Consider the following 5,541-nt stretch of genomic DNA (forward strand, 5'->3'; position numbering starts at 1 on the left):
GGATACTTCTTGACATCCGTCGACGCCCAGTCCAACGAGGTCCAAATTTCCGACACCATAAAGGACCAGCACTACCACCTGACCACGCCGGGACGAGCCGGCGAGCTGCCCCTGACCATCTTCCAAGTGCCGCACAGTGATTCCAGCCCGGCGTCTGGAAGCTGGAAGTTCCGTCTCGTCGTCCAGCCATAGGTTCATGGTCGACACTTTCATGGTCGAGATGCGCCCGGTCGCTCCTGTTCCCGCATCGAGGTCCACGTGAACCGGGTCCTGCTGGTCACGGCGGTCAACCCGGAGGCTGACGCCGTCTGCGCCGGAATGATGGGTATGTGGCAGCCGTGGACCGCGCCCGCCACCACGGGACCGTCGCGCGGCGGCCCGGTGCCGTCGTGGGACCGCCAGCTGCTGACCGCGGTCCGACTCGGCCCTTACCTGGGACGCCGGTCCGGGTCGGTGACCGTCCTGGCCGCGGGAGCGGCCGGTCCGGCGGCGGCGGCGGGTACCGCGACCGCTCTGGCGACCGCTCGCGCCGCGGGCGAGCCGTTCGACCTGGTAATCTCCCTCGGCATCGCGGGCGGTTTCACCGACCGTGCCGGCATCGGTGACCTGGTCGTCGCGGACGCACTGATCGCCGCGGATCTCGGTGCCGAGTCCGGCCTCGACGCCTCCTCGGGTAAACCCGCACCGGGGTCGTCGCCCGCCGGACCGCCCTCCGGTGCCGGATCGACATCGGAGGCCGGCGGCGGAACCGGCGGGTTCCTGGGTTTGGACGAGCTCGGGCTCGGGCCGTCCACGCTGTTCCCACGTGCGAACGTGGTGCAGCTACTCGTCGACCTTCTCGCCGGCACCGGACGGACAATCAGGATCGGGCCCATCCTCAGCGTGTCCACAATCACCGGGACCGACCATCGGGCCGCAGCGATGGCGCTGCGGTTCGACCCGGCCGCCGAAGCCATGGAAGGCTACGCGGTCGGTGTCGCAGCCACCGCGTTCGACACGCCTTTCGCCGAGGTCCGCGCGGTCAGTAACGCGGTCGGTCGCCGTGAGCGGTCGAGCTGGGACGTGCCGGGAGCACTCGCCGGGCTGAGCGCGGCCGCCGCCGGGATCGCCGCCGGGATCGACACGCTCACCACCGTGCTGCCCGCCTCGCCAGGCAGCACCGGGACCGGCCGCACCGAACCGGTCAAGCCTGCTCCCGGGGTCGGCACGCCGTGACATCGCGGTCAGCGATGCCGTCCCCGCTCTCGCTGGCGATCTCGCCGTGCCCGAACGACACGTTCGCCTTCCACGCGCTGACCCACGGGCTCGTTGCGGACGCACCGCGGGTCACGGTGACCTTCGCGGACATCGATGTGCTGAACTCCCGCGCCGCCGCCGGCCTCGACGATCTGGTGAAGATCTCCTACGCCGCGCTGCCGTGGCTGCTGGACTCCTACCAACTGCTGTCCGCCGGCAGTGCCCTGGGACGTGGCTGCGGACCGCTCGTGCTCACCGCCGGCGGCGGCCGGGACGACCTGGCGGGCGCACGCATCGCGATACCGGGGATGCGCACAACCGCCTACCTGTTGTTCCGGCTGTGGGCGCTGGGACATGGGGTCGGCGACATCGACGTCCTGCCCTTCGAAAAAATCATGCCGGCGGTACGGGACGGGCGATACGACGCCGGCCTGGTCATCCACGAGTCGCGGTTCACCTACCCGTCCTACGGGCTCACGCTGATGGCGGACCTGGGCGACTGGTGGGAGTCCGAGACCGGCCTGCCCATTCCGCTGGGGGCGATCGTCGGCCGGCGTGGGCTCGACGGCGCCGCGCTCTGCGCCATGGTGCGGGCGAGCGTCGCGGCGGCTCTGGCCGACCCGCGGGCATCGCGCGCCTATGTGCTGGACCACGCCCAGGAGCTGGACGCCGACGTCGTGAACGCTCATATCGGGCTGTATGTGAACGATTACACGCTATCGCTCGGCGACGAAGGATACGAGGCTGTCGAGGTGCTGCTGGGACGGGCGGGCGCCGCCGGCCTCGTCCCGCCGATGCCCGCTCTCCGACCGTGACCGCACGCCGATCAGCCAGGCCCTGATGCCTCCAGTTCGTCGGCGACCGCGTGGACGACCTTGGCCACCGTCTCTGCTGTCCGGCGATCTGGATAGCGCCCCCGACGCAGTGAGTTCTGTACCTCGTCCAAGAGTTTGATCATATCTTCGATCATGCTGTGCAGCTCGTCGGGGCTGCGCCGGGCCGCGTGCGCCGCGCTCTTGGCCACCGACGGCGGAGCCGCGAGCACCCGCACCGACAACGCCTGATCGCCCTTGCGACCCGCGGCAACACCGAACTCGACCCGATCGCCCGGCTTGAGCTTCTCCACCCCTGGCGGTAGCGCACCCTTGTGGACGAACACATCGCCGCCGTCATCACGGCTGAGGAAGCCGAAGCCCTTGTCGACGTCGAACCACTTGACTCTGCCGGTGGGCACAGGAGACCTCGTTCTGCGTGGCGAAGGGAGACTGTCCAGTGAGATGCCGAGGTCTCCAAGGCTATCCGGGGACACGGCGGCGAGAGGTCATCCGTGCCTATTCGTGGCCGCTCACAGCCGAGCGTGGCTGATCACGGGCGCTGGAACCATCGCGGGCTCGCTCAAGGCCTCCGAGTGCGCGAAGAAACCACGATCGCACGCCCTTTGGCCATCCGCCGACCTCGGATCGCCCGGCGATCCGTAGGCTGGTGGCTGTGGCTGCCCAACAACCCCATCGGCCTGATCGGCTCACGGCGCCACAATCATCGGTGGCTGTACCGCGGGAGCTCCCCGGGAACACCCGCGGGCGACTGGTCGACGTGCTCGTCCGGCTGGGGGTCGGCGTCTTCGCGATCGGCCTCCTCGCCACCGTGATCATTATCGTCCCGTTCTTCTTCGGTGTCACCGAGCAGCCCACCTGGCTGAACGTGCTCGCGGCCGGTGGGTTGACGATCGGCTTCGGCATCGCGCTCATCGCAATCGTGGCCGCGGTGCTCTCCCCTGCTCCGGTCGACGACACCGGACCGGACGACACAGAACCGGACGACGACACCGGACCGGACAACGCAGGACCGGACAACGACACTGGACCGGACGACACCGGACCGGACGACACAGAGCCGGCGCGCAGGACGGAGTTGACCGACCCGACCCCCAGCGGCACGTCGTGATGTCAGTGCTCCGGAGACTGCGGCCTCCGGGCGCGCGATCTGACGATCGTCGCGCGCCCTTTGGCCCGCTAACTCCGGAGAGTGTGGCCTCCGGGCGCGCGATCTGACGATCGTCGCGCGCCCTTTGGCCCGCTAGGAACGCGGTAGCAGCTCATTCATCGAGCCGGATCGGAAGCCGCGGGGGTCGACCTCCACCCGGTCGAAACCCTCGATCACCGCCAGCAGCTCCGGGCGCGCGGCCAGGGCCCGCACACGAGTGGCGTCCACCTCGACCATCGCCACCGTGCCAAGGTCACGTACCCGCAGGTTGCGCACGCCCAACCCGGCTGTGTGCACTGCCGCCCGCAACGCCGCCTCGGCCCGTTCGACGCGAGCAAGACGTGCCGGTGACACCGTGATCCCGTAGGCGACGCGGCTTGCCAGACACGCCGCAGCCGGCTTGTCCCAGGTCGACAACCCCCACCACCGGGACGCTTCGCGGACCTGGGCCTTGGTCAGACCAGCGTCCAACAGCGGGGTCCGTGCCCCCCGGGCGGCCGCCGCGCCGATACCCGGTCGGAAGCCAGCCACCGCGTCATCCGCGTTCGTGCCGGTCACCACATGGGCGAGCCCGAGGGACTCCGCGAGTGGGCGGAGCGTCTCGGTGAGCTCCGCCTTGCAGAAGTAACACCGGTCCGGACCGTTGGCCCGGTAGCCGTCGCGTCCCATCTCGTTGGTGGCCGGCGTGAGGTGGCGGACCCCGAGCTCCGCCGCGAAGTCGCCGGCCGCCCGCTGCTCCGTCCCCGGCAGAGAGGGGGAGATCGCCGTAGCGGCCACAACCCGGTCGACACCGAGCGCCCGGACCGCGGCCGCGAGCAGGAACGCCGAATCCGCCCCACCGGAAAAGGCGACCAGTACGGATCCGAGCTCGGCGAGCCTCACGGCAAGATCGTCAAGACGACCGGCCAGGACCCGGCCATCCACCCCCACCGGCTCCGGCACCCGTCCCGACGACAGTTCCAGCACCCGTCCCGCCGACAGTTCCGGCACCGGTTCCGACGACACGGATCTCCCTGCTACAGAAGCCGACACGAATCCGAGGGTAGTGACCCACCGACGCCGGACGCATGCCCGGTGCCTGTTTCGATGCTGCCGGGGGATGACTCCTGAGACGGCGCCTGGGGATAGGGTCTTGCGCCATGGCCAGGGTCGTAGTGGACGTGATGCTGAAACCGGAGATCCTCGACCCGCAGGGGCAGGCGGTGCTCACCGCATTGCCGCGGTTGGGCGTGGCCGGCATCGTCGGGGTGCGCCAGGGCAAGCGGTTCGAGCTGGAGGTGGACGGCGAGGCGGATGCCGACGCCCTCGCCATGATCGAGCAGCTTGCCGCCGCACTACTGGCCAATCCGGTGATCGAGGACTACGTCGTCCGGGTTGAACCCGCACCCGCCGCCCAACCCCGGTAAGAGCGCCCGGCAATAGTGCCCGGCAATAGGGGCGTGGATCGGGGCACCGTCCCGGGAGGCGCTATCCGGGGGGAGCCATCGGGTCGGCCGGCGAGACGAACGCGACCCGGCGTCCACATGAGTCACAGACAGCGACCCAGGCATCAGGTTCGTCGTCGCAGGCCACCAGATGCGCCAATGGGACGATTCCGCCGCACCACGGGCAGATGATCCACGGCCCGTCCGCACCGGCGCCTGACGACTCAACATCGAGTGATTCCACCTTCCTGACGGTGCCACCAGACGTCCGCCCCCGAGAACTCCACAGGCCCTTCGGTGACCACAGCCGCCTGTTCCCGGGACGCGAGCCCCCAGCTACCCGGGCCCAACGCCGGACGCCGGCCGCCGGACGGACACCCGACACCGAGGCCCACGGCTCATCACGGGAGCCGGTGACAGGATGGGCGGGTGGGCACGGACGAAGTACCTTCAGTCGCCATTGATCAACTTCCGGTCAACCTGTCGCCGGATGCAGACATCCTGCTCCTCGACGTCCGCGAGGTCGAGGAGTGGGACGCCGGACATGTCACCGGTGCGGTCCACATCCCCATGGGCGAACTCCTCGAGCGCCTGGACGAGGTGCCGCGCGAACGGGACGTGGTGGTTGTCTGCCGGTCAGGCCAGCGTTCGGCCGCGGTCACGGCCTACCTGCACCGGGCCGGCTGGCGTGTCCGCAACCTCAACGGTGGGATGATCGCCTGGGATGCGGCGGGCCGCCCGATGGAGAACGCCACGCCGCAGCCGCCGGCTGTGATCTGACCAGCGCCTTTCGGTCAAGTCAGCGGTCGTTGTTGTGGACACGCCTTTGCATCCGCGGCGTACCGATCGTCAGCTGTGGATATCGGACGATGAGCGCGCTCCTGGCGCGACACTGGAC

At 69.6% G+C, this 5,541-nt stretch carries 6 protein-coding genes and 2 pseudogenes; 6 read left to right on the forward strand and 2 right to left on the reverse strand.

Going from position 1 to position 5,541, the window contains the following annotated elements:
* The 3 genes and pseudogenes from U9977_RS25285 to U9977_RS25295 all read left to right on the forward strand — a co-directional run.
* Positions 1-192 (forward strand): annotated as a pseudogene (locus tag U9977_RS25285) (hypothetical protein); the annotation flags it as partial.
* A 66-nt stretch (positions 193-258) separates the two neighbouring features.
* Complete coding sequence (gene mqnB, locus U9977_RS25290) at positions 259-1,215, forward strand: futalosine hydrolase (RefSeq protein WP_322751788.1); 957 nt, start codon at positions 259-261, stop codon at positions 1,213-1,215.
* A gap of 14 nt (positions 1,216-1,229) precedes the next feature.
* Entirely contained in the window at positions 1,230-2,051 is an 822-nt protein-coding gene (locus U9977_RS25295) for a 1,4-dihydroxy-6-naphthoate synthase (RefSeq protein ID WP_322751794.1), read from the forward strand.
* A gap of 11 nt (positions 2,052-2,062) precedes the next feature.
* Here U9977_RS25295 and U9977_RS25300 read toward each other — a convergent pair whose 3' ends face one another.
* Positions 2,063-2,470 (reverse strand): cold-shock protein, encoded by a 408-nt coding sequence (locus tag U9977_RS25300; protein ID WP_322751789.1) that lies wholly within the window; start codon positions 2,468-2,470, stop codon positions 2,063-2,065.
* A gap of 308 nt (positions 2,471-2,778) precedes the next feature.
* Here U9977_RS25300 and U9977_RS25305 point away from each other — a divergent pair, with 308 nt between their 5' ends.
* On the forward strand, positions 2,779-3,180 hold the full coding sequence (locus U9977_RS25305; protein ID WP_322751790.1) for a hypothetical protein: 402 nt from the start codon (positions 2,779-2,781) through the stop codon (positions 3,178-3,180).
* Between the two features lie 132 nt (positions 3,181-3,312).
* On the opposite strand, the pseudogene larE reads toward U9977_RS25305, so the two are convergent.
* Positions 3,313-4,131: pseudogene (larE, locus tag U9977_RS25310) on the reverse strand (ATP-dependent sacrificial sulfur transferase LarE); the annotation flags it as partial.
* 227 nt (positions 4,132-4,358) lie between these two features.
* On the opposite strand from larE, the gene purS reads away from it, so the two are divergent.
* The gene (purS, locus tag U9977_RS25315) at positions 4,359-4,625 is read left to right on the forward strand and encodes a phosphoribosylformylglycinamidine synthase subunit PurS (RefSeq protein WP_322751792.1); all 267 of its coding nucleotides are present in this window, start codon (positions 4,359-4,361) and stop codon (positions 4,623-4,625) included.
* A gap of 447 nt (positions 4,626-5,072) precedes the next feature.
* A complete protein-coding gene (locus U9977_RS25320) occupies positions 5,073-5,423 on the forward strand; it encodes a rhodanese-like domain-containing protein (protein WP_322751793.1) in 351 nt (116 codons plus the stop codon).
* Positions 5,424-5,541 lie beyond the last annotated feature (118 nt).

The sequence above is a fragment of the Protofrankia sp. Cas8 genome, assembly GCF_963555845.1.
Taxonomy (GTDB): domain Bacteria; phylum Actinomycetota; class Actinomycetes; order Frankiales; family Frankiaceae; genus Protofrankia.

Bases quoted from the DNA above. Each gene is read 5' to 3' on its own strand.
- U9977_RS25295 (WP_322751794.1), top strand. From the start codon at position 1,230: ATGCCGTCCCCGCTCTCGCTGGCGATCTCGCCGTGCCCGAACGACACG.
- purS (WP_322751792.1), top strand. From the start codon at position 4,359: ATGGCCAGGGTCGTAGTGGACGTGATGCTGAAACCGGAGATCCTCGAC.